Origin of the sequence: Rossellomorea sp. NPDC077527 (genome assembly GCF_044542955.1) — a bacterium.
Taxonomy (GTDB): Bacteria; Bacillota; Bacilli; order Bacillales; family Bacillaceae_B; genus Rossellomorea; species Rossellomorea aquimaris_E.
Genome location: NZ_JBITVL010000003.1, coordinates 87661 through 111322 on the forward strand (window position 1 = coordinate 87661; position 23662 = coordinate 111322).

Genomic DNA, 23662 nt, shown 5'->3' on the forward strand with positions numbered 1-23662 from the left:
ACACTTCCGTCATTTTGGATTCAAAAGTTATAAACACCCTTATTGTGCGGTATTTATGTATAACTATACATGTAGAGAGTGATTGTTTTCAAGCATCTTCCTCTGTTGGAAAAATACCCATGGAGTAAACTATAATATGCTTGTAGATTTTCCTTTATGTTTCACGGTGGTAACTCTCTTGATATAAAAAAAGGATATCCCGACATTTCGGGATATCCTTCTTGTTGTTATTCAAATGACTTAACGGTTTCCTTTGATATAAGGCGTGCCCAATGCTTTTGGTGCATCTGCACGTCCGATGAAGCCTGTAAGTGCAAGTATGGTCAATACATAAGGCGCAATCAAAAGATATACACTAGGAATATTTTCAAATAGCGGAATACTTGAGCCGATAATACTTAAACTTTGAGCGAACCCGAAGAATAAAGCAGCCCCCATGGCTCCAAGTGGATGCCATTTACCGAATATCAATGCCGCCAGGGCCATGAACCCTTGACCGCTGATTGTGGCATGACTAAAGTCTGAGGAGATTGCCTGGGCATATACTCCACCGCCCACCCCAGCAAACGCACCTGAAATGATGACACCGATATAGCGCATTTTCGTTACATTGATCCCCATTGTATCTGCTGCCATAGGGTGTTCCCCGACTGAACGGAGTCTCAGACCGAATGGCGTTTTAAACATAACGAACCAAACGATGAAGGACACTAAGATTGCTACGAATGGCGGCCAATACGTGTTGGAGAAGAAAATATCTCCAATGACAGGTATTTTGTGAAGTAAAGGGACATCGATCTTACCAAATCCTTCGGAAATGATATCGGTCTGACCTTTACCGTAGATTCTTTTAACCAGGAATAGAGTCAAGCCGACTGCAAGTAAGTTGATAGCCACACCAGAAACGACCTGATCTGCTCTGAATGTGATCGAAGCAACGGCATGAAGTATGGCAAGCAATGCTCCCATAAGCATGGCAATGATTAGTGCCACCCATGGTGTCGCTGAACCAAAAGTATCTGCGAATGCAAGGTTGAATACAATACTTGAAAATGCTCCAATGACCATTAACCCTTCAAGACCAATATTAACTACACCTGAACGCTCTGAGAACGCTCCTCCCAAAGCAGTGAAAATAAGTGGAGTCGCCCAAAGTAATGTAGACGGGATGAGAATAGTCAAAATATCAATAAAGCCCACTTATTTCACCCCCTTTTTACTAAATCGTTGAATCAGATAACGAATCATGTAACCAGATGCTACAAAGAAAATAATAAGAGCAATAATAATATCTACCAGTTCATTCGGAATTCCTGCATCGAGTGGCATATTCAGTGCCCCTACTTTAAGTCCTCCGAATAGGAGGGCAGCGAATACAACTCCAATGGCTGCATTTCCGCCTAAAAGAGCGACAGCGATACCGTCAAACCCGACTCCTGTAAATCCACCTTTAATGGAAGCGTAGCCGAATGTCCCGAGGCCTTCCATTGCTCCAGCAAGTCCTGCAAATGCACCAGAGATGACCATAGAGAGGATGATGTTCCCGTTCACGTTCATTCCTGCGTATTGAGAAGCATGCTGATTGAAACCTACTGAACGCAATTCATAACCACGGGTTGTTTTCTCGAGTAGGAACCACATAATGAATACACATGCAAGTGCGATGAAAATCCCCCAATGCAAACGGGAATAATCCGTTAAGCTTTCAAAGAATGGTGACTTCAACGAAGCCGTCTCTGCTATATAATCTGTACGATCTTTTCGATCTGTTAACACATCACGGATTATGGCATTTGTTACGTGTAGTGCAATATAGTTCATCATGATCGTGACGATAACTTCATGTACACGATATTTCGCTTTAAGTAAACCAGGGATGAAACCCCAAAGCGCTCCTGCCATTGCTGCTGCAATGATGGCAAGTGGCAGGTGAATCATCTTTGGCAAACCATCAAAGGCAACACCTACCCAGACTGCAGCCAGCCAACCAACAATCAATTGGCCTTCTACCCCGATATTGAAAAGCCCAGTTCTAAAGGCAAAGGCAACAGCTAAACCTGCCAGAATATATGGTGTGACTTGACGAACCGTTTCTCCAACATAATATATTTCACCGAAAATACCATTCCATAATGCGGAGTATCCAGCAATCGGATCATATCCACTCACAAGCATGATGATGGTTCCGACGATGATCCCCAAAAGGACTGAGATAACAGGGATTAGTATATTCGTTAATCGATTAGACATGTGCGTTTCCTCCCGTTTCCTTCCTCTTAGAACCAGCCATTAAAAGTCCAAGTTCTTGTTCGGTTGTTTCCTTAGGGTCAACAATCGCCACAATTTGACCTTCGTAAATGACGGCGATACGGTCACTTACATTCATGATTTCATCCAGTTCAAATGAAAGAAGCAGAACAGCTTTCCCATTATCCCTTTGTTCAATCAGCCGCTTATGGATAAATTCAATCGCACCTACGTCAAGACCCCTCGTTGGCTGTGCCGCAATTAATAAATCAGGATCTCTGTCAACCTCACGGCCTATTATCGCCTTTTGCTGGTTCCCTCCTGATAAAGCACGTGCAAGAGTAAACTCTGACGGGGTCCTTACATCAAACTCTGAAATTAGTTTTCTCGCTTGATTATAAATATTTTTATAACTTAGGATCCCTTTATTCGAATACGGCTTCTGGTAGTACGTTTGGAGCACCATATTTTCGCCGATTGGAAAATCAAGAACCAGACCGTGTTTATGGCGGTCCTGAGGAATATGGCCCACTCCTGATTCATAAATCTTACGGGGTTTCATATTCATTATTTCTTTGCCATTCAATTTTATCGAACCGCTGTCGACCTTATATAACCCAGTAATAGCCTCAATCAACTCGCTTTGTCCGTTCCCATCGACTCCTGCAATACCCAGGATTTCTCCTGCTTTCACTTCAAGATTCAATCCTTTAACTACAGGAACATTGCGATGATCTTTCACATTCAAATCACGAATCTCTAGTACACTATCACGCGGGGAAGCTTCTTTCTTCTCCGTTTTAAATGTGACTTCTCTCCCTACCATCAGGCTGGCAAGGTGATTCGGGTCGGTTTCCGACACTTTCACTGTGCCTATCCCTTTCCCTTTCCTGATAACGGTTACATTATCACACACTTCCATAATCTCTTTCAGTTTATGGGTGATAAGAATAATGGATTTTCCTTCTTTGATCAGGGTTTTCATGATCTGTATAAGCTCTTTGATTTCCTGTGGGGTCAATACAGCTGTAGGTTCATCGAAAATCAGGATTTCCGCTCCACGATAAAGCGTCTTTAATATTTCTACACGCTGCTGCATACCAACTGAGATTTCGGAAATTTTAGCGGATGGGTCCACTTTCAGGCCGTATCTTTCAGAAATATCCAGAATATCTTTCTCGGCTTTTTTAATATCCACCGTGCCTCCAGCCTTTGGCTCTCTTCCAAGAATAATATTCTCTGTTACAGTAAAGGTATCTACCAACATGAAATGCTGATGAACCATCCCTATTCCGAGATCATTCGCTATGTTTGGATTGGTGATATTCACTTGCTGTCCTTTAACTCGAATTTCACCTTGCTCAGGTTGGTAAAGTCCAAATAATACGTTCATCAGTGTTGACTTACCTGCTCCATTTTCACCAAGAAGCGCATGAATTTCACCTTTTTTGAGCTGGAGGGTAATATTATCATTTGCTACGATGCCGGGGAATTCTTTGCGAATATTCAACATCTCGATTACATAATCCATTGCTATTCACTCCTTGCATAGGCTGGGGATATCGATCTAGTAGTTAGAGGTCAGACCTTATAACTCTAGAAAAAAAGGGTTTCCCCTTATAAAACTCTAAATGAAAGATAGAAAGAAGTTCTATGTTTCAATTAAGGTTCTAAGTACAATTTCCTTGAAACGTCTACTTTTCACATCGGAAGACGCGTGACTCTTGTACCATTATCCAATCAGAACTTGGTTTAAAAAAGGGATAGGAGACCAGCTTTCATTGATCCCCTTATCCCTGATACATTAGCTAGCTGAGAATGATTTAGCTTCATCAAGTGATTCTGGAACAGTGATTTCTCCACTCTTGATCTTTTCTTTCCATTCATCAACTTTCTTCATCACTTCGTCTTTGTTAGAAAGCTCTTCATTAATCGGAGCTAAACCAACGCCATCTTCGTTAAGACCGTATGAGATAACCTCTCCACCTGGGAAATTGCCATCCTTCGCCTTGCTTGAAAGGTCCATAACCGCATTATCAACACGCTTTAATGAAGATGTTAAGATGATGTTGTGATCCCCGACTTTACCTTCTGCTGATTGATCAGAGTCAACACCGATCGCCCATAGTTCACGTGAAGGGTCTTTCTCTTTTAAGTCACGCGCTTCCTTGAATAGACCGTTACCAGTACCACCAGCTGCATGGAAGATTACGTCAACATCTTGGGAATACATTTTTGAAGCGATTGTTTGTCCAAGTTCAGCCTTATCAAATGCTCCTGCATAATCCGCAACGATTTCCGCATCAGGATTAACGGATTTAACACCAGCGATGAAACCTGAATGGAAACGTTCGATTACAGGGATTTCCATACCTCCGATGAATCCAATCTTGTTTGTTTTTGTTGCTAATCCAGCTGCAACTCCAGCTAGGAATGATCCTTCTTGCTCTTTAAACGTAATGCTTGCAACGTTTGGTTGTTCTACAACAGCGTCAACGATTGCAAAATGTGAATCTTTTTGTTGTTGTGCAATATCATTGACCGCACCTTGCATTAAGAAACCGATACCATATACTAAGTCAAAGTCTTGACGAGCTAAAGTGTTTAAGTTCGTAGCATAGTCAGCATCAGATTGGGATTGTAAGTAGTCAAATCCTTCTTTACCTTTTTCTAAGTCGTATTCTTTACCGAATGCTTGAAGTCCTTCCCAAGCTGATTGGTTGAATGATTTGTCATCTACCCCACCAACATCTGTTACCATTGCTACTGTAAATTGATCTTCTTTCTTGCCTTCACCACTAGATGTACCTTCTTTGTCCTCGCTTGTCCCACAAGCACCTAATAATGTACCTGCTGCCAGAACAAATGACAACGCTAAACCAAATTTACGTTTTTTCACCTAGAGTACCCCCTATTATTGTAATAAATTAGTAGTAAGATAGATTGTTGTTATACGCGCTTTCTTAATACCTGGAAGCTAAATTTGTCTGATCTGAAATAGTTTACGGAATACAGGATCGGCTCATCATTTTCATCAAAATGCATTTGCTTTAAAACGAGTAAGGCCGTTTCCGGTTCGCAATTTAGAATAGGGGAGATTTTATCGTGATATCCCATTGGCTCTATTTGTGCTACCGCATGAGTGATTCTTTTATTCTCTCGTTTTTCGAGAACGGTGAAAATCGAATTATCCTCGTGTGTGAAATTCCTCGGCATTACCTTTTCAGGAATCTTATCCACACAATAGACAACCGGTTCCCCATTAGCGGTTCGAACTCTTTCAATCAGGATCACGTCGTCCTCTTCATTGCATGTAAACCTTTTCACATCATCCTCAGTAGCTTCTTGAGTTGTTGAGCTTAAGAAAATGGTCCCTGGCTCCATACCAGCCTGCTTAATCATGTTCGTTACACTGTTTAACTGCTCGATACCGGAAGTAAAGAGCGGCTTCGCGTTTACAAATGTACCAACTCCATGACGTCGTACGATGACACTTTCTTCCTCAAGAATTCTGAGAGCTTCCCTTAGAGTAGCTCTACTTACGCCTAATTGTTTGGAGAGATCAAATTCTGATGGGAGTTTTTCTTTTTCTTTGTATACTCCCGCTTCGATATCCTTCTTCAAACGGTCAATTACTTGTAAGTATAAATGCCTATTGTCTGTTTTTATTGTCACTGGAACCACCACCACATTTTCTCAAGACATCAGACCTCTGATGTATATCTTTCCTACTAATCGAAAATACTATAACACTTTTCTTTTGATAAATAAATAGCATTGTGTGATTTTGTCGAAAAAAATGATTAGAATGACAATTTAGAATCCTTTTTTGTAAAAAATTAGGATAAAAATTGCTTTTGAATGGGTTTTCATGGGATATATTAACTGTAATTTTACATTCGTATCGTATTTTATTATCAAACTTTACATGCACACAACAGTGTCTTTACAATTGAAAACGCTTTTAATAGTATAACATATTGGTGGATAACTATTGATATTATTAAATTTATTGTGTTCAAATGGTATTTCCTTCAAAAAACGATCACAAAAATAGGTGTGTTATCCTATTCGGATTGAATAGGATAACACACCTTTTATTTTACGAACTTTGTTCTTCTGATGGCTTGCCTACCAAGACGGTTCTCGGCTTGCTGCCCTCATAAGGGCCTACCACTCCCCTTACTTCCATTTCATCGATCAATCTGGCAGCTCTCGTATAGCCGATCCTGAATCTTCTTTGAAGCATGGATACAGAGGCAGTCTGCATTTCAGCAATTAACTGGACGGCGTCATTATATAATTCGTCTTCGACTTCACCTGACTTCTCATCCTCCTGCACTTCATCAGGAATCATTTCTTCCTGATATTGCGCCTTTTGTTGAGAAATGACAAAATCAACGATCTCTTCTACTTCTTCATCTGATAAGAAAGCTCCTTGAACCCTTGTCGGCTTCGATGCCCCGACGGGCATGAAGAGCATATCTCCCCGGCCCAAAAGCTTCTCTGCACCACCTGAATCCAAGATGGTCCTCGAATCCGTTTGAGAGGATACGGCAAAGGCAATCCGTGATGGGATATTTGCTTTAATGACTCCTGTGATAACATCTACAGAAGGACGCTGCGTCGCAATGATTAGATGGATCCCTGCCGCACGTGCCATCTGAGCAAGCCGTGTGATGGCATCCTCCACGTCGCTCGAGGCCACCATCATCAAATCGGCAAGCTCATCGACAATGACCACAATGTAAGGAAGAAGAGGCTGCTTATCATCGTTCTCGATATTCTGTCTCTTAACATAGTCATTATAGCCTTCAATATTCCTTGTGCCCGTATGAGAGAATAGTTCATACCTTCGCTCCATTTCACTTACAACCTTTTTCAAAGCCTGAGAAGCTTTTTTGGCATCCGTTACAACAGGGGCCAGGAGATGGGGTACACCGTTATAGACATTCAACTCCACCATTTTCGGATCAATCATCATTAGCTTTACTTCATGCGGTTTTGCCCTCATGAGAATACTGGTTATGATACCGTTGATGCAAACACTCTTCCCGCTTCCTGTCGCACCTGCCACTAATAGGTGAGGCATTTTATTCAGTTCGGCCAGAACCGCTTCGCCTGTAATATCTCGTCCCAATCCAATCTGCAGCTTGGCATCGGGCTTATTGTGTTCCTTCGCTTCGAGAACTTCCCTAAGGGACACCATGGCCACTTCCGAATTGGGAACTTCGATACCGATGGCGGATTTACCAGGAATCGGCGCTTCAATCCGAATATCCTTCGCTGCAAGGGCTAATGCAAGGTCGTCACTCAGGTTGACGATGCGACTTACTTTCACACCCACATCGGGATGCACTTCATATTTTGTAACAGCAGGTCCCAGATGGACTTGTGTCACTTTTGCCTTTACCCCAAAGCTCTGAAACGTTCTCTCGAGCTTTGCGGCGTTGGCATGGATTAATTGGTACTCATTACTTTGATCTGTTTTTCTGGGACTTTTCAATAATGTGATCGAAGGAAGCTTGTAATCCTTATTTTCTACCTCTGTAAAGGTGATTGGAGGTGAATCCGGTTCCCCTACAGACTCGGTATGGTTTTGTGGAACACTGACTTCTTTCTCTTCTTTTGTACCTTCGGTGGATGGAGTTGGGTCATCTTTAGGAGGTACACCGTATGCACGTTCCGCGAAATTCGAGATGATCGGCTCCCTCTTTTCTTCCTCCTGTGAAGGCGCTGATGCCACGACTTCCTCTTTCACTGGTGCCTCTTTCTTCTTCTTTTCCCTCGTCTCTTTTTTCTTGGACTGCTCTTCTTTCCATTCACTCATATCCTGTTTGAATGCCGACCATTGTCCACCCATGAATGTACCGAATCGCTTTCCGGCTCGTCCAAGAACATCGCCTAAGGACTTACCCGTCACTAATATGATCCCGATCATGATGAAGGTTGCACTCACGATCCTTGCTCCTTGTGAATCAAAAAGAAAATAGGATACAGCAAATAGGATGCTCCCTATCATTCCCCCTCCAAGGTCCGAAGTGCTGGAATCGCCCCTTACATCCATCCAATACAAATCCCATGTATTCATAATGACACTGGGATTAGCGAAAGAGCCACCATTTGAAAGGAGGTCAAATAATTTCACATGGCTAAGTAGGAGAAAACTCGCAATAATGATATACACGCCTACCAGTCTGCGGCTGAATAACATGGGGACTTCCCTTTTAATCATGAGATAGCCCGCTACGTAAAGCATCCACAGCAAGGCAATCATGTACCACTCTCCCAGGAAAAAACGATAAAAATACACAATCGCCTTTCCAACTGCACCCAGCTCTATGATGGAAATCAAACTTAATGCAGCCAGGATCAGACCGATGATCTCATACTTGATCGTCTGTTTTAGAGTGGAACTCGTTTGAGAACGTTTTTTTCTTCTTTTTCGTTTTGCCAATCCATTCACCTAAATTCTATTGAAGTCTACCTTGTTATGTACATAAAGATGAAGAAAGGGCTGACCCTTTGGGGCAATGTGTGTGCCTAAGGTGTCAGACCCTTCCCGTGTACTTATCGAATCAATCTATCGTCTTCCAGTAATATTATAGCATAACCACTATTTCGGGAAAATCCTCTTTCTCACTCAATTGTTGATAAATTCTCCCGGGCATATTTGATCATTCATATAATGTGCCGGATCGCTGCTCATGACCCTGATGATACGGTATTTATTCTCTACTTGCTGAACGAGTAGAGGCACGCCCTGATAGTCCATCATCATTTGGCCGCTGAATTCATTTACATCTGTCGGGAATACAAGATCATTGGGAACGACAGTATACAGTATCATTGTACCAGCCCTTCTTGTTGATCAGACTGCTTCTTCATCTCTATCATTTCATTGATCTTTTTAATGGCAGTCCCGATCCCACCAATTCCATCGATCAGCCCGTATTCTACTGCATCATCCCCCACCACATTGGTACCGATATCCCTGGTGAGGTTCCCTTTTGCAAACATCAAGTCTTTAAAATCTTCTTCCGTGATGTTGCTGTGTTTCGTAACAAAGCTTACCACCCGTTCCTGCATCTTATCCAGATACTCAAACGTTTGTGGTACTCCAATTACCAGACCCGTTAATCGAACAGGGTGGATCGTCATGGTTGCTGTGCTTGCAATGTAAGAAAAGTCGCATGATACAGCAATGGGGACACCTATACTATGTCCTCCTCCAAGCACGACTGATACGGTGGGCTTGGATAATGAGGCGATCATTTCGGATATGGCTAATCCCGCTTCCACATCGCCCCCCACTGTATTCAATATCACAACTAGCCCTTCTATTTTTGGATTTTGTTCAATGGCTACAAGCTGTGGAATGACATGTTCATACTTTGTTGTTTTATTTTGGGGCGGGAGCTGCATATGCCCTTCTATTTGTCCGACAATCGTCAGGCAGTGGATGTTGGAGTCTTGAGAAAGTTGTGGAACATTCGTCTGTCCAAGTTGCTGAATCTTTTCCATTAAACCAGATGGCTTGTCTTTTTGATCATCCTGCCCCTTGTTTGGCTCGTCCTGCATATGTTCATGATTTTGTTCCATGAAAACATCTCCTTTTCATTCCCATTCTCTTGTTATTATTTTAATTCAGGAGTGTTTTCATACTGTTTTCTTTCGTGTTAAATAAATATAGGGCTATTTGATAATCCAAATAGCCCCATTCATTATACTTCCATGATGATCGGTAGGATCATCGGTCTTCTTCTTGTTTTATTGAATAGATAATGATTCAATTGATCACGGATGTCCTGCTTGATGGCAGTCCATTCGAAGGAGCCTTTTTGCAGATAAGAATGGACCACATCTGTCACGATGCCCCCGGCACCTTCGATCAATTCTTCGGACTCCCTTACATAAACAAACCCACGTGAAATAATTTCAGGTCCAGCGAAGATTGATTTGGAACGTCGGTTGATGGTCACGACAACCGTAAATACACCGTCTTCCGATAATAATTTACGATCCCGAAGAACAATGTTCCCAACATCGCCGACACCAATTCCATCGATCAGTACATTTCCTGCCTGTACACGACCGCTCATTCTCATCTTACCGTCCTTGTATTGGAGCACATCACCTTTATCCAAAATAAAAATCTGCTTATATGGAAGTCCTGTATCATGTGCCAGCTGGGTATGGGCGACTAACATCTTATATTCACCCTGGATGGGGATGAAGTACTTTGGTTGCATGATATTTAACATGAACTTTAAGTCTTCCTGACTTCCATGACCAGACACATGGACTTTCTTTGTCGCTGTCAATACATTTGCCCCTGCTCTATAAAGCATGTCGATCGTTCTGCCTACAATCACTTCCATTCCAGGTGATGGCGTTGCCGTAATGAGGACTGTGTCTCCTTCTTCAATGTTCACCAGACGATGAGAACGCTTGGACATACGTTGAAGTGCTTCAAAAGGTTCTCCCTGTGTGCCTGTGGCGATGATGAGAATTTCATCTTTAGGATAATCACCGATTTCATCCATTCCGATGATCAGTTCATCCCGGACATGGAGATATCCCAGTTTCAAGGCAACATCATAGACTCTCTTCAAACTCTTACCAACTACAACGACTTTACGATTATTTTGATCCGCTGCATCGAAAACTTGTTGAAGCCTTATTAAATTGGATGCAAAACATGCTACAATCACTCTGCCAGACGCACTGCGCAATGCATTCGTGATATGTTGCTCAATGACTGATTCGGATGTAGTAAATCCTGGTCTCTCTGCCTCTTTACTATCAGACAAGAGACATAGAACACCCTTCTCACCGATTTGCGCCATCTTGCCTAAATCCGGTCTGTAAAGATGTTTAGCTGATTGATCAAACTTAAACTCTCCTGTATGGACGATGATTCCTTCAGATGTATGTATACATATCCCGACCGAATCAGGAATGCTGTGTGTAGTCTTAAAAAAAGTGACATTTACGCCATCGAAAGTGAGATAGCTGTCTGAGTGAACGGTATAGAATTTCACATCCTCCCTGACATTCTCATCCTTCAACCGGGCCTTTACAAGGGCATTTGTCAAGCGTGTACCATAGACAGGAGCTTTGATCTTACTTAAAACATATGAAATTGCACCGATACTGTCCTCATGTCCATGAGTCAGGAAGATCCCTCTCACCCTTTCTTTATTTTCCAGTAAATATTGAATATCCGGGATAACGATGTCGATTCCCAGCATTTCATTTTCTGGAAACATCAGTCCCGCGTCGATCACAAAAATTTCGTGATCCACTTCAATCACGTACATATTCTTACCGATTTCTCCCACTCCACCAAGAGGTATTACTTTAATACTTTCATTCTTTGTCTTACTCACCATTATGTCCTCCTATGCTGTTCCTTCCCCGATCTTAAATCAGTTATATCCATTATACTTGATACTATTTTGGGAGCACAACCAAATTTATCCTCCCTCAACAAGATTAGGTAAAAGACTGCAATCATTTATACTACGTTACTATTTCGATACATTAAGAGGAATTCCTTCTTCTTTCGGGTAATATATGCCTCACTGATATAAGACAAAAAGAGACCGTAAAGGAACATCCCTTCACGGTCTAATATGTTAAGTCAGTGGCCTATGTTTATGATAAAGCTTCTAACAATTGAGACAGTTTTGCCCTTTCCACTTCAGTTAGTGGAATTAACGGTAGGCGCACAGAGCCGACGTCAAGGCCTTTCATCTGCAATGCCGTTTTGACAGGAGTCGGGTTCGGGCTAGTAAACAGGCCTTTCATGATCGGAAGTAGTCCTTGATGCATGCGTGCTGCATCTGAAAGGTTTCCATTTAAAAAGGCTGAAACCATTTCCTGCATTTCGTTTCCGATGACATGGGAAGCAACAGATACTACTCCCTCACCACCAATGGACAATACAGGTAAGGTAAGACCGTCATCCCCGCTGTACAACTTAAATCCGTCTGACGTCTCGGAAATAATGGCAGTCATACTGTCCAAATCTCCACTTGCTTCTTTGACAGCAACGATGTTATCGATCTTTGAAAGACGAATAATCGTCTCAGGTGACATGTTGACACTTGATCTTCCAGGAATATTATAGAGCATGACAGGTAAGGACGTTGATTCGGCAATCACCTTAAAGTGCTGATACATTCCTTCCTGACTCGGCTTATTATAATACGGTGCCACAAGCATGACTGCATCCACGCCTGCCTCTTCAGCCTTCTTGGTCAGCTCGATTGAGGCATGGGTGTTATTGCTTCCCGTACCGGCAATGACAGGAACCCTACCATCCACCACTTTCACCACATGTCGGAATAAGGCAACCTTTTCTTCTTTCGTTAAAGTAGGTGATTCTCCAGTAGTCCCGGCTACTACGAGCGAATCCGATCCGTTATCAATCAGATACTGGATCAATTGCGTCGTTTTAGTAAAATCAATATTTCCTTTACGGTCAAATGGTGTAACCATTGCCGTAGATACACGGCCAAAATTCAATCTAGTCACTCTCCTCGTAAGTTTATCCCACTCTGAATACAGCGCTTCTCTCTTGTAATTGAAAGGTATCATGAAGTGCATTAATGGCTTTAATCAAATCCATTTCTTTCACGAGTACCCAAATGGTTGTATGACTATCCGCAGACTGCAGTATGCGGATCCCTTCATTGGAAAGGGAGGAAACGATGGCAGAGGTCACACCGGGGACTCCTGTCATCCCGGCTCCAACCACTGAGATCTTTGCACATTCTGATTCAATAACGGGGTTGTGTCCTATTTTCCTTAGAACGCTGATTGCATCTTCTGCCACGGATGAACCCACCGTGTACACGACACCTCTTGGGGAAATGTTAATGAAATCAACACTTATCTCCTCTTTGGCCATCGCTTTAAATACTTCTGCTTGGAGATTGTACTGATCTTCCTTAGCAAAGACTTTAATTTGCGTGAGGTTGGATACATGAGCAATCCCTGTGACGGGATGGCTTCTGAACTCTTTGTGTGCTTTTGTATTTTCAAGGGTTGTAACCAGGGTACCTTCACCATTTGAATAGGTCGAACGAATCCTGATTGGCACATTCGAATTCATAGCAATTTCAACCGCCCTCGGATGTATCACCTTCGCTCCTTGGTATGCCATATTACACACTTCGTTATAAGAAACAACCGTTATGGGTCTTGCTTTGGATGATATTCGCGGATCGGCAGTCATGACACCTTCCACGTCTGTGAATATATCAATATAGTCCGCTTTTAATGCAACTCCAAGAGCGGAAGCAGAAGTATCGCTTCCTCCTCTGCCAATGGTTGTGACATCCCCATCTTTTGTCGCTCCCTGGAAACCTGCCACCACCACGGCATCATGATGCTCGAGTTCTTTTACCAGTCTGCTGCATTTCATCTCTACTATCTTTGCATTATTAAAATCATTATTCGTCCGGAACCCGGCTTGCGCGCCTGTAAGGGCTGTTGACCGAATTCCATGCTCAAGCAGCATGTTGGAAAATACCAGACTTGATATGATTTCTCCACAGGACAATAGTAGGTCCTGCTCCCTCTTACTGATCGAAGTATTCCTTCCACCAATTAATGATAAAAGGGAGTCCGTCGCGTAAGGTTCACCTTTCCGTCCCATTGCCGAAACCACTACCACTACTTTATAACCTTTATCGATTGCTTGTTTCGTGTGGGCAAGTGCCTTCAGTCGGCTTGCCTCGTCACGTACAGATGTTCCACCAAATTTTTGAACGATCACTTTCATGACTACACCTCATTGTCATATGTTCAAGAGGTATGAGAAAACGAGTAGTGGAATTATTCAGATCAGCTGGATGGACCCCTCTTTATTACTTTATTAGGCCAAGCTTCATTAAACTTTCTGCGATTTGAACTGAGTTCCAAGCGGCTCCCTTCAGTAAGTTGTCAGACACAACCCACATATGGAAGCCTTTGTCTTCATCAAGATCTTTACGCACCCTACCAACAAATACATCCGGTTTTCCTACGGCATGGGCAGGCATCGGATAAATTTGTTCTTCAGGATTGTCTTCCAAGGTCAACCCTGGTGCTTCCTCTAGAAGAGCATGGATATCTTTCACTGAAACAGAATCCTTCTCAATTTCAATATATACACTTTCAGAGTGACCTGTTACAACTGGTAATCTTACACATGTTGCAGATACCTTTAACGAAGGCATATGCATGATTTTTTTCGTTTCGTTGATCATTTTCATTTCTTCAAACGTAAAGCCGTTGTCTTGAAATGTATCAATTTGAGGAATGGCATTGTATGCTATTTGATAATGTTTTTTGTCCCCTTTCACAGGTAACACAGCAGGTTCAAATGATTCACCTGATAAAATGGCCTGTGACTGTGAGTGAAGTTCATCAATTGCAACCGCACCTGCACCTGAAACGGCCTGATAAGTAGACACGATCACTTTCTTCAGTCCATACTGCTTGCGGATTGGCTCAAGCGCCGCAACCATTTGTATCGTAGAACAATTAGGATTGGCAATAATTCCATTATGATCTTTCAAATCTTCTTCATTCACTTCCGGAACAACAAGCGGAACATCCGGATCCATTCGGTACGCACTCGTATTGTCGACAACAATAGCCCCGCGCTTTACGGCTTCAGGAGCAAGAAGTTTGGATACACTTCCCCCAGCACTGAATAAAGCGATATCGACTCCTTCAAAACTTTCAGGCTTTGCTTCTTCTACCGTCCATTCTTTCCCTTTAAACATAACAGTGGATCCTGCAGAACGTGCTGATGATAATAAGGTCAATTGATTTATCGGAAAATCCCTTTTTTCTAAAGTTTGAAGCATTTGTTGCCCTACGGCACCAGTGGCACCCACAACAGCTACATGTAATCCCGTTGTATTCAAAATCTTCTCTCCTTCCAACCATTCAGTAATACCATAGTACAATAGGTAAAGTAATTTAATCTATTACTATAATAAAGAATATTTTAACATAAACAATTATTCGACAATAGGAATTTTTTTATTTCCAAGTACCATCATTTCACGAATCTCTTCTACGTGCATGAAAAGAAGGTCATCTGAATGGGATAAGGTGATGACCTTCTTGATGTATTAATCCAAATATCTTTCGATGACGACGGGTTGCAGTTGCCTTCCTTCCATCGCTGCTTCTATCGTTTCCTGAATCAGAGTCATTCTCGCCACCATCGATTTCGGTTTAGCTTCAGGTGCATCCTGCCCAAATGGAATAAAATATATATCTTTAGTCGAAATCAACCGCATCAGATTCACACCATTCAATCCAAGAGCATCATTTGTAGAAATACCGAGCACCACAGGACGATGATTGCGAATTGTCGCTTTGGCTGCCATCAACACAGGAGAATCGGTCATGGCATTGGCAAACTTACTCATTGAATTTCCTGTAAGAGGCGCAATCACCATGCAGTCCAGTGGTATTTTTGGACCAAGCGGTTCTGCCTTGACGATTGAATCGATTACTTTATGTCCTGTAACGTCTTCAATACGCTTAATCCAATCTTCGCCTTTACCGAATCTTGTCTCAGTATTCATAACGGTTGAGGTTACAATCGGCATGACTTCCGCTCCGTTATTGACTAATCGTTCGATTTCAGGGAAAACAGCATCATACGTACAATGGGATCCAGTCAGACCAAACCCGATTCTTTTTCCTTTCACACTCATGATGAACTCTCCTTTCTTGAATCAAAATCTTCCTCTAATAATTGACAAAGGACATTCGCCAGGATCTGTCCTGCCGTTTTAGGTGCTACAATCCCTGGCAGCCCTGGTGCTAACAATGCTTTGATCCCTCGCTTCTCTGCATAACGGAAATCTGTACCGCCAGGTTTTGAAGCCAGATCGATAATTAACGTATGGGCAGGCATTTTGGCTATGACCGCTGCCTTCACTATATGCACTGGAATTGTGTTGATACAAATGTCACAATTCTCTACTTCTTTTTCTAACGCATCTAAGTGGAATGGAACTAAACCCATTTCGGTCACCCGGGCAAGATGCTCACTTTTGCGCACCCCAACCTTCACCCTTCCGCCTAAATGATGAAACGTTCTGGCTACACTCATACCCACTCTCCCTAGACCCAATATGACAATCTCAGATCCATGTATAGTAAAGTCAGTATGTTGAATAGCCATCATAATCGTTCCTTCAACTGTAGGAATGGAATTATAGATGGCAACGTCGTCTCTTTCAAACAACTGAACAAGTTTCCGGTTCGTTGATGACATGATTTGATCCAAGTACACATTACTAATTCCTGAATAGATCGTACAGTGCTCTGGCGTATCAGATACTATTTCCTCCGTTAACGTGATTTTCTCATTAGAAAAAATCGTATCTATTTCTCCTTGTAGATTCGTGCCTGGTACAGGTAAGATAATGGCATCTATTACCGAGAAATCCACTTCATCAATTTTTTCCTTTGTGGCACCTGTAAAGGCATGATCTAGTTGTTCAAAACCTACGAGTGATATTTTGGCATCCAATTCTGTAAGTTTCCGAATAATCTCAAGTTGACGTGCATCTCCGCCTAGAACTGCGATCTGCATTCCGGTCAGCATCACTGATTTCACCTACTTTTTACATAATCGCTATTCTAAATCCCTTTTCACTTCAACAGTGTATGTTGCACTTACCCAATAGGTGAGAAGAAATGAGGTGTATGTAAGTTCGATAAAGATGGCAAAAAAAAAACGGGGCAGCCCCGTTTTTTTACTTTAATCCAAAATCCAATTAGTCTTCCGATACTTCCAAAATGATCATGTCTGCCCCAATCGTCCTGATTTGATGCCATGGCACCCGGATTTCTCCCCCTTGCTTTCTCAGCCATTTGCCTGTCGGTATAATCAGAGCATTGATGCTCCCTGACTTATCATTGAACTCAAGGTCCGTTTGCCCAAGAATGCCCAGCCGTTCCGCTTTTTTATAGTCAACGATCTCTTTCCCGCTTAATTCGCTTAACCTCATGGTTGGTATCCCTCCAAAACGTTCTCTTTAGTACAATGTATACACTGTCCATCATTTTAGAAGAAAAACTTTATCATCACCGTGAGATGTTCAAAAAAAAACAGACTCTAAAGAGTCTGTTTTCCGATCATTTACGCATATTTTCAGGAAGGATTCCATCAGGGCTGATAAGGGAGGATGCATAGTCATCAGTAAAGATGTCCAAGGCAAGCCGGTTGACTTTATCCATTGTCACACCATCGATTTCCTCGACGATTTCATCCAGGGTTCTGTGCCGCTTTAAGAGTAATTCATTCTTACCATTCCTGCTCATACGGCTGTTGGTGCTCTCCAGGCTCAGCATGAGGTTCCCTTTTAATTGCTCTTTACTGTTAAGCAATTCTTTAGATGTAATTCCTTCTGCTTTGAGGGTCTCAAGTGTATTGTGAATCGTTTCAAATAATTGATCTAATTGATTGGCCCCCGTACCTCCATAAAGAGTCACCATTCCACTGTCTTCGTATGCGGAATGATAAGAAAATACGGAATACGCAAGCCCTCTCTGCTCGCGAACTTCCTGGAACAGGCGGGATGACATACTGCCACCCAATACATTGTTTAACACAATCAGATTGTATATATCTGGATGACCGATTTTCAGACCATCGAAACCTAAACATAAGTGGGCTTGTTCTGTATCTTTCTTACGGGCAAGCTTATTATGGTGAAAGACGGGTTTCACACGATCCTCTGGCCCTTTACCACCTTCATAGGAACCGAATAGCTTTTCGACTTCTTTAATGAAGGATTCATCCACATTTCCTGCAACAGACACGACTACCTGATCAGGTGTATACATGTCATGCATATATTCTTTTAATTTGGCCTGATTGAATGTGTTTAAAGTGTCTTCTGTACCAAGGATCGGATACCCAAGTGGATGCTCTTCATAAATGGCCTTGCTTAGTAAGTCGTGAACAATATCGTCCGGAGTATCTTCATACATTTTTATTTCTTCATACACCACATTTTTTTCTTTTGTCAATTCTTCTTCAACATACGTAGAATTAAAAAACATATCTGAAAGTGTATGTAATGCGTAATCTGCATGGTTGTCCAAGACTTTTGCATAGTAGCATGTGTATTCCTTTGATGTAAATGCATTTACCTGTCCGCCTATGCTATCGAACGACTCTGCTATTTCACGAGCAGTCTTTGTCTTTGTACCTTTGAAAAACATATGTTCCAGGAAATGGGAAATCCCATTATTATGTTCCGTTTCATTACGTGAACCGGTACCTATCCAAACCCCGATTGCTACGGAGCGAACGTGTGGAATTTCTTCCAGCACGATTCGCAGTCCGTTTTGGCATGTATATTTCTTAATCAAGAAAGTTCCTCCTATTCATGATGCAATGTTACTGCTTCTTCTTACTATTTCCTTGTTGAGACGAATTATCGGCATCATCTACGATTCTCTCTTCTTTCACCAGACTTGAGATCGTTCCGAGCCTTAGATTTTTTTCTTTAATTTGAAGGATCAGCGCATTTAAGGAATTGGCTGTTGAAGCTGTAGGATGCATGAGCACAATCGCCCCATTATGCATCTTTCGCATCACACGATCGATCAATACGCTGGGCTCTGGTTTCTGCCAATCAATCGTATCTACGCTCCACATGATAGTCCTCATCTGCATCTCATCGGCAATATTGATTACTTCATCCCGGTAGCTTCCGCTCGGTGGAGCAAACCATTTCACTTTTTCCCCCGTGGTCACTTCGATCATTTCATTCGTCTTTTTTAATTCTTCTCTTACCTTTGCGGTTTGAAGTGTCTTCATATCCGGATGCGAATAAGAATGATTCCCCACTTCATGTCCTGCATCCACGATCATCTTTGCTAAGTCCGGGTTATTCTTTACCCATCTCCCCTCTAGAAAGAACGTAGCATATACCTGGTGTTTTTTCAAAGTTGCAAGCATATCGGGAATATATTCATTCCCCCACGCCACATTGATGATAAAGGACACCATTGGCTTATCAGGATTCCCCCGATAGACTGGTGAAGCGGGTAAATCAGGTAAATGCTTCTCTGGAGGGACTTGTTTGTAAACCAGTTTATCTTCTTCAAACGATTTTTCTTTCTTCATATTTTGCAGAGATGCCTCAACGTCCACTTTTAAACCATTATATCCTGGTGTAGCTTTCCAAACCGTATCAATCACAGCATCCTGAGCTGGAATTTCTCTTAATTTTGCTTCCTCTTTTACCCTAAGGGTCAGATCCGTTTCCCCATTTCCCCCACTTACTACGATTGCATCTTGTTTTAACCCCGTCACATACTGATCTGATAAAGGATTCTCTACAACTACTAAAGTCAGAATAGCAATTAGACTAATTCCAATCAAGTATTTTTTTTCCATCCCTGTCCACCTTCCTTCTCCTAAAAACATATGTAGGAGAGGAACAGCCTAGAACATCCGGCAAAAAAGCAATGGTACAGATAAAAAAAAGCTGTCCCGGAGGAGAAATTGCTCCTTACAGGACAGCCTGCCATTCTAAACGATTACCCTTCGTTTTGTTCTTCCTTTTCACGCTGTTCTTTCAGAACAGCTTTTCTAGATAAGTTCACTCTTCCTTGATTATCAATATCCAGTACCTTTACAAGGATTTCATCGCCGATCGCAACCACATCTTCCACTTTACGGATACGTTCTTCTGCAAGCTCTGAAATGTGGACAAGGCCGTCTTTTCCGCTGAAGATTTCTACAAATGCACCGAATTTCTCAATTCGTTTCACTTTTCCAAGATACATTTGTCCAGCTTCCACTTCTCTAACGATATCTTCGATGGTCTTCTTAGCTACTTTATTCATTTCTTCATCAGTAGAAGAAATGAATATTGTTCCATCCTGCTCGATATCGATCTTAACACCCGTTTCATCAATGATCTTATTGATTTGTTTCCCACTTGGTCCAATAACATCACGAATCTTATCAGGATTGATATGCATCGTTAAGATCTTAGGAGCATATTGTGACAGACTTGTTCTTGATTCACCGATCGTGGCTAACATGCTCTCAAGAATTTGCATTCTTCCTTTTTTCGCTTGTTGAAGGGCTTCTTCAAGGATTTCACGGGAAAGTCCTTCAATCTTGATGTCCATTTGAAGAGCGGTTACCCCTTTAGATGTCCCGGCTACTTTAAAGTCCATGTCACCCAGATGATCTTCCATCCCTTGAATATCCGTTAAAATAGAATAATTTTCACCGGATTTAATAAGACCCATTGCGATACCGGCTACTGGTGCCTTAATTGGAACCCCCGCATCCATCATCGCCAATGTACTTGCACAAATACTCGCCTGAGAGGTCGAACCGTTTGACTCGAGTACTTCCGAAACAAGGCGGATTGTATAAGGGAAGTCTTTTTCATTTGGAATAATAGGATCCAGCGCTTTTTCTCCCAGTGCCCCGTGTCCGATTTCACGACGGCCCGGCCCTCTGATCGGCCCTGTCTCCCCAACACTGAATTGAGGGAAATTATAATGGTGCATGAATCGTTTTGATTCTTCAATTCCTAATCCGTCCAGTACCTGAACATCCCCTAGAGCACCTAATGTACAAATACTTAGCGCCTGAGTTTGTCCACGTGTAAATAATCCTGAACCATGTGTTCTTGGCAATAAACCGACTTCAGATGAAAGTGGACGGATTTCGTCTACTTTACGACCATCAGGACGGACTTTGTCTTCTGTAATCAAGCGGCGCACTTCATTCTTCACAAGTTTGTCCAATACTTTCTTTACTTGCTTCAGAGTGTCTTCATCCGCTTCTTTTTCTTCTTCATAAACAGCCTTCACTTTATCTTTAACAGCCTTGATGGCTTCTTCACGTGCATGCTTTTCTTGAACTTGGATTGCAGGAATCAGTTCGCTTTCACACAGTGAACGAACTTCTGTTTCAACATCTTGATCCAGTTCAACAAGTTGAATGTTCAATTTCTCTTTACCAACTTTAGCGACGATTTCCTCCTGGAAAGCCACTAAACGCTTGATTTCTTCATGACCGAACATGATCGCTTCAAGCATTGTTTCTTCTGGGACCTCATCTGCACCGGCTTCTACCATGTTGATGGCATCTTTCGTACCAGCGACAGATAAATGAATTTCACTCTTCTCCAATTGCTCGACTGAGGGATTAATGACGAACTCCCCATCGACAAGACCAACGATAACTCCGGCAATCGGTCCTTCAAATGGAATATCAGACACTGAAAGTGCCAGGGAAGAGCCAAACATAGCTGCCATCTCAGATGAACAGTTTTGGTCTACACTCATCACAATGCTGATTACTTGAACTTCATTTCGGAATCCATCTGCGAACAAAGGACGGATGGGACGGTCAATTAAACGACTGGCAAGAATGGCTTTTTCACTTGGTCGTCCCTCGCGTTTAATAAATCCTCCAGGGATTTTACCCACTGCATATAGTCTTTCTTCATAATTAACTGTTAATGGAAAGAAATCCAAAGGTTTTGGCTCTTTTGAAGCTGTAGCACTACTTAATACCGCAGTATCACCATAGCGTACCATTACCGCTCCATTTGCTTGTTTGGCGAATTGGCCAACTTCAACCGTTAATTCTCTTCCGGCCCAATCAATGGAAAAGGTTTGTTTAGTTTGTTCCATAAAGTGTACCCCTCTCTTTATATATCACTAAAGGGTTCGGCCTATACCCAACCCGGATAAATACTAAAAATAATCTATATCATGCACATTTGCGCTGTTATATTCCTTTGAATGAAATCTGCTGACTATGTAAATACAGGATGCTGCATCATAGTGGATGATTGAACCGTACAGTAGTCAATCGAGTAATCTATGTACATATTATGTATTTTAGACAAAAACAATCAAGTTGAATACTTGAAATCAAGAAAATGTATAAAAAGAAGTGGAGGATCATACAAAGATTTCCACTTATGAAAGCTAAAGAAAAAGCGGGACATAATCCCGCTTCCTTTGTCTGTTTATCGACGTAAACCTAATTTGTTAATTAACTCACGGTAGCGTTGTACATCTTTCTTACGTAGGTAAGATAAAAGATTACGACGGTGACCTACCATTTTAAGAAGACCGCGACGAGAGTGGTGATCTTTCTTGTGAACGCGTAAGTGATCGTTCAGATTGTTAATTTCTTCAGTTAGGACAGCAATTTGAACTTCTGGAGATCCAGTATCGTTCTCATGTACTTTGTATTCACTGATTAGTTCGTTTTTACGCTCTTTAGTGATAGCCATCCTTTTCACCTCCTAATAATTTCTTTCAAATCCCCTGTTACTGAGCAACCGTTGGTGAATCGTGATGCCAAGCAAAGGTTCATTTCATACGCTATTTAGAATACTACTCTTTCATATAAAAATCAAGTATAATCCTCAAATTTTCATAAAGTAGTCTATTGCCTGGTCCTTGTCTTTCTGGATTTGAGAGATTAATTCCTCAATTCCAGAAAACTTCTGTTCGTCCCTGATCCTATCATACCATTCTATGAACACTTCTTCTCCATATATGGAAGTATGAAAATCGAAAAGATGTACTTCAATGGAGAGGGAATAGTCATCGGGATTCTTGAATGTCGGTTTATACCCGATATTGCAAACACCGTTGAACCATTTATCATGAATTTTCATTCTAACCGCATAGACTCCTACCTTTGGCGTCAAATAATTGTCGGATAGTTCAATATTGGCTGTGGGGAATCCTATTTTCCTCCCTCTTTTATCTCCATGGATGACCGTTCCCTTCATTTTATATGGTCTTCCAAGAAGCTTATGAACCCTATATACATCCCCTTCTTTAAGGCTTTCTCTTATAAGGGTGGAACTCACTTTCAAATCCAGATCATCATCCGTCAGCTTAGAAATGATTGTGGATGTAAACATATCACGGGAATGGAATGGCAGGGTTTCCATCGTCCCCTTCCCTAATCTTCCATATGAATAATCATATCCCGCCACTACATGCCTTACGTTAAGTCCGATAATATATTCGTCAACGAAGTCCTGTGGGATTAAACTCGCAAAATCTGAGGTGAAGCGGACAATGAATAAATAATCCACACCCAGATCTTCGATGATTTCTTTTTTATCTTCTAAAGGCGTTATATAGTTTATGTGTTTATGCTTGTGGCCCAACACAACGGAAGGATGGGGGTCAAATGTCATCACTGCGCTGCATATGTCCATATCATTCGCTTTTTCTACAGCTGCCCTGATCACCCTTTGGTGGCCCTTATGCACTCCATCAAAATACCCAAGGGCGAGTACAAGGGGTGGAAAATCATTCTTACTAATTGAATGTGGATGATGTACAGTTATTACTTTCACAGTATTTCACCTTT

At 41.9% G+C, this 23662-nt stretch carries 20 protein-coding genes; all 20 read right to left on the reverse strand.

Features of this window, described 5'->3' with window-relative positions; translation table 11 throughout:
• Nucleotides 1-240 precede the first annotated feature (240 nt).
• Nucleotides 241-1200: an ABC transporter permease gene (locus ACIGG7_RS10385; protein WP_397549739.1), complete on the reverse strand. Its 960-nt coding sequence runs from the start codon at nucleotides 1198-1200 to the stop codon at nucleotides 241-243.
• Nucleotides 1201-2250: an ABC transporter permease gene (locus ACIGG7_RS10390; protein ID WP_224941081.1), complete on the reverse strand. Its 1050-nt coding sequence runs from the start codon at nucleotides 2248-2250 to the stop codon at nucleotides 1201-1203.
• Nucleotides 2243-3778, reverse strand: coding sequence for an ABC transporter ATP-binding protein (locus ACIGG7_RS10395; RefSeq protein ID WP_397549740.1), 1536 nt, complete (start codon nucleotides 3776-3778; stop codon nucleotides 2243-2245). Before ACIGG7_RS10395 ends, ACIGG7_RS10390 begins: the two co-directional genes overlap by 8 nt.
• Before the next feature lie 273 nt (nucleotides 3779-4051).
• Nucleotides 4052-5146, reverse strand: a complete 1095-nt coding sequence (locus ACIGG7_RS10400; RefSeq protein WP_224941083.1) for a BMP family lipoprotein — start codon at nucleotides 5144-5146, stop codon at nucleotides 4052-4054.
• Nucleotides 5147-5196: 50 nt separating this feature from the next.
• The gene (locus tag ACIGG7_RS10405) at nucleotides 5197-5922 is read right to left on the reverse strand and encodes a GntR family transcriptional regulator (RefSeq protein WP_224941084.1); all 726 of its coding nucleotides are present in this window, start codon (nucleotides 5920-5922) and stop codon (nucleotides 5197-5199) included.
• Between the two features lie 427 nt (nucleotides 5923-6349).
• Nucleotides 6350-8704 (reverse strand): DNA translocase FtsK, encoded by a 2355-nt coding sequence (locus ACIGG7_RS10410; protein ID WP_224941085.1) that lies wholly within the window; start codon nucleotides 8702-8704, stop codon nucleotides 6350-6352.
• A gap of 186 nt (nucleotides 8705-8890) precedes the next feature.
• Nucleotides 8891-9097, reverse strand: coding sequence for a YlzJ-like family protein (locus ACIGG7_RS10415; RefSeq protein WP_224941086.1), 207 nt, complete (start codon nucleotides 9095-9097; stop codon nucleotides 8891-8893).
• The gene (locus ACIGG7_RS10420; protein ID WP_224941357.1) at nucleotides 9094-9828 is read right to left on the reverse strand and encodes a ClpP family protease; all 735 of its coding nucleotides are present in this window, start codon (nucleotides 9826-9828) and stop codon (nucleotides 9094-9096) included. The genes ACIGG7_RS10415 and ACIGG7_RS10420 overlap by 4 nt, the downstream gene beginning before the upstream one ends.
• A gap of 143 nt (nucleotides 9829-9971) precedes the next feature.
• A complete protein-coding gene (locus tag ACIGG7_RS10425) occupies nucleotides 9972-11639 on the reverse strand; it encodes a ribonuclease J (protein ID WP_397550042.1) in 1668 nt (555 codons plus the stop codon).
• Between the two features lie 268 nt (nucleotides 11640-11907).
• On the reverse strand, nucleotides 11908-12780 hold the full coding sequence (gene dapA / locus ACIGG7_RS10430; RefSeq protein WP_224941088.1) for a 4-hydroxy-tetrahydrodipicolinate synthase: 873 nt from the start codon (nucleotides 12778-12780) through the stop codon (nucleotides 11908-11910).
• 22 nt (nucleotides 12781-12802) lie between these two features.
• The gene (gene dapG / locus ACIGG7_RS10435; protein ID WP_224941089.1) at nucleotides 12803-14041 is read right to left on the reverse strand and encodes an aspartate kinase; all 1239 of its coding nucleotides are present in this window, start codon (nucleotides 14039-14041) and stop codon (nucleotides 12803-12805) included.
• 85 nt (nucleotides 14042-14126) lie between these two features.
• Nucleotides 14127-15176 (reverse strand): aspartate-semialdehyde dehydrogenase, encoded by a 1050-nt coding sequence (asd, locus tag ACIGG7_RS10440; protein WP_397550043.1) that lies wholly within the window; start codon nucleotides 15174-15176, stop codon nucleotides 14127-14129.
• 207 nt (nucleotides 15177-15383) lie between these two features.
• On the reverse strand, nucleotides 15384-15977 hold the full coding sequence (gene dpaB, locus ACIGG7_RS10445; protein WP_224941090.1) for a dipicolinate synthase subunit B: 594 nt from the start codon (nucleotides 15975-15977) through the stop codon (nucleotides 15384-15386).
• A complete protein-coding gene (dpaA, locus tag ACIGG7_RS10450) occupies nucleotides 15974-16876 on the reverse strand; it encodes a dipicolinic acid synthetase subunit A (protein WP_397549741.1) in 903 nt (300 codons plus the stop codon). Before dpaA ends, dpaB begins: the two co-directional genes overlap by 4 nt.
• 172 nt (nucleotides 16877-17048) lie before the next feature.
• Nucleotides 17049-17282 carry a YlmC/YmxH family sporulation protein gene (locus ACIGG7_RS10455; protein WP_098351732.1) on the reverse strand — a complete coding sequence of 78 codons (234 nt, stop codon included), beginning with the start codon at nucleotides 17280-17282 and terminating at the stop codon, nucleotides 17049-17051.
• 127 nt (nucleotides 17283-17409) lie between these two features.
• Entirely contained in the window at nucleotides 17410-18651 is a 1242-nt protein-coding gene (locus tag ACIGG7_RS10460; RefSeq protein ID WP_224941092.1) for a M16 family metallopeptidase, read from the reverse strand.
• Between the two features lie 28 nt (nucleotides 18652-18679).
• Nucleotides 18680-19684, reverse strand: a complete 1005-nt coding sequence (locus ACIGG7_RS10465) for a polysaccharide deacetylase family protein (protein ID WP_397549742.1) — start codon at nucleotides 19682-19684, stop codon at nucleotides 18680-18682.
• 143 nt (nucleotides 19685-19827) lie between these two features.
• Nucleotides 19828-21951 (reverse strand): polyribonucleotide nucleotidyltransferase, encoded by a 2124-nt coding sequence (gene pnp / locus ACIGG7_RS10470; RefSeq protein ID WP_224941094.1) that lies wholly within the window; start codon nucleotides 21949-21951, stop codon nucleotides 19828-19830.
• A 341-nt stretch (nucleotides 21952-22292) separates the two neighbouring features.
• A complete protein-coding gene (rpsO, locus tag ACIGG7_RS10475; protein ID WP_034760125.1) occupies nucleotides 22293-22562 on the reverse strand; it encodes a 30S ribosomal protein S15 in 270 nt (89 codons plus the stop codon).
• Between the two features lie 135 nt (nucleotides 22563-22697).
• Nucleotides 22698-23648, reverse strand: a complete 951-nt coding sequence (gene ribF, locus ACIGG7_RS10480) for a bifunctional riboflavin kinase/FAD synthetase (RefSeq protein ID WP_224941095.1) — start codon at nucleotides 23646-23648, stop codon at nucleotides 22698-22700.
• Nucleotides 23649-23662 lie beyond the last annotated feature (14 nt).

Bases quoted from the DNA above. Each gene is read 5' to 3' on its own strand.
- dapG (WP_224941089.1), bottom strand. From the start codon at position 14,041: ATGAAAGTGATCGTTCAAAAATTTGGTGGAACATCTGTACGTGACGAG.
- ACIGG7_RS10395 (WP_397549740.1), bottom strand. From the start codon at position 3,778: ATGGATTATGTAATCGAGATGTTGAATATTCGCAAAGAATTCCCCGGC.
- dpaB (WP_224941090.1), bottom strand. From the start codon at position 15,977: ATGAGTGTGAAAGGAAAAAGAATCGGGTTTGGTCTGACTGGATCCCAT.
- ACIGG7_RS10455 (WP_098351732.1), bottom strand. From the start codon at position 17,282: ATGAGGTTAAGCGAATTAAGCGGGAAAGAGATCGTTGACTATAAAAAA.
- pnp (WP_224941094.1), bottom strand. From the start codon at position 21,951: ATGGAACAAACTAAACAAACCTTTTCCATTGATTGGGCCGGAAGAGAA.
- rpsO (WP_034760125.1), bottom strand. From the start codon at position 22,562: ATGGCTATCACTAAAGAGCGTAAAAACGAACTAATCAGTGAATACAAA.
- ACIGG7_RS10415 (WP_224941086.1), bottom strand. From the start codon at position 9,097: ATGATACTGTATACTGTCGTTCCCAATGATCTTGTATTCCCGACAGAT.
- ACIGG7_RS10420 (WP_224941357.1), bottom strand. From the start codon at position 9,828: ATGCAGGACGAGCCAAACAAGGGGCAGGATGATCAAAAAGACAAGCCA.
- ACIGG7_RS10465 (WP_397549742.1), bottom strand. From the start codon at position 19,684: ATGGAAAAAAAATACTTGATTGGAATTAGTCTAATTGCTATTCTGACT.
- ACIGG7_RS10390 (WP_224941081.1), bottom strand. From the start codon at position 2,250: ATGTCTAATCGATTAACGAATATACTAATCCCTGTTATCTCAGTCCTT.
- dpaA (WP_397549741.1), bottom strand. From the start codon at position 16,876: ATGCTGACCGGAATGCAGATCGCAGTTCTAGGCGGAGATGCACGTCAA.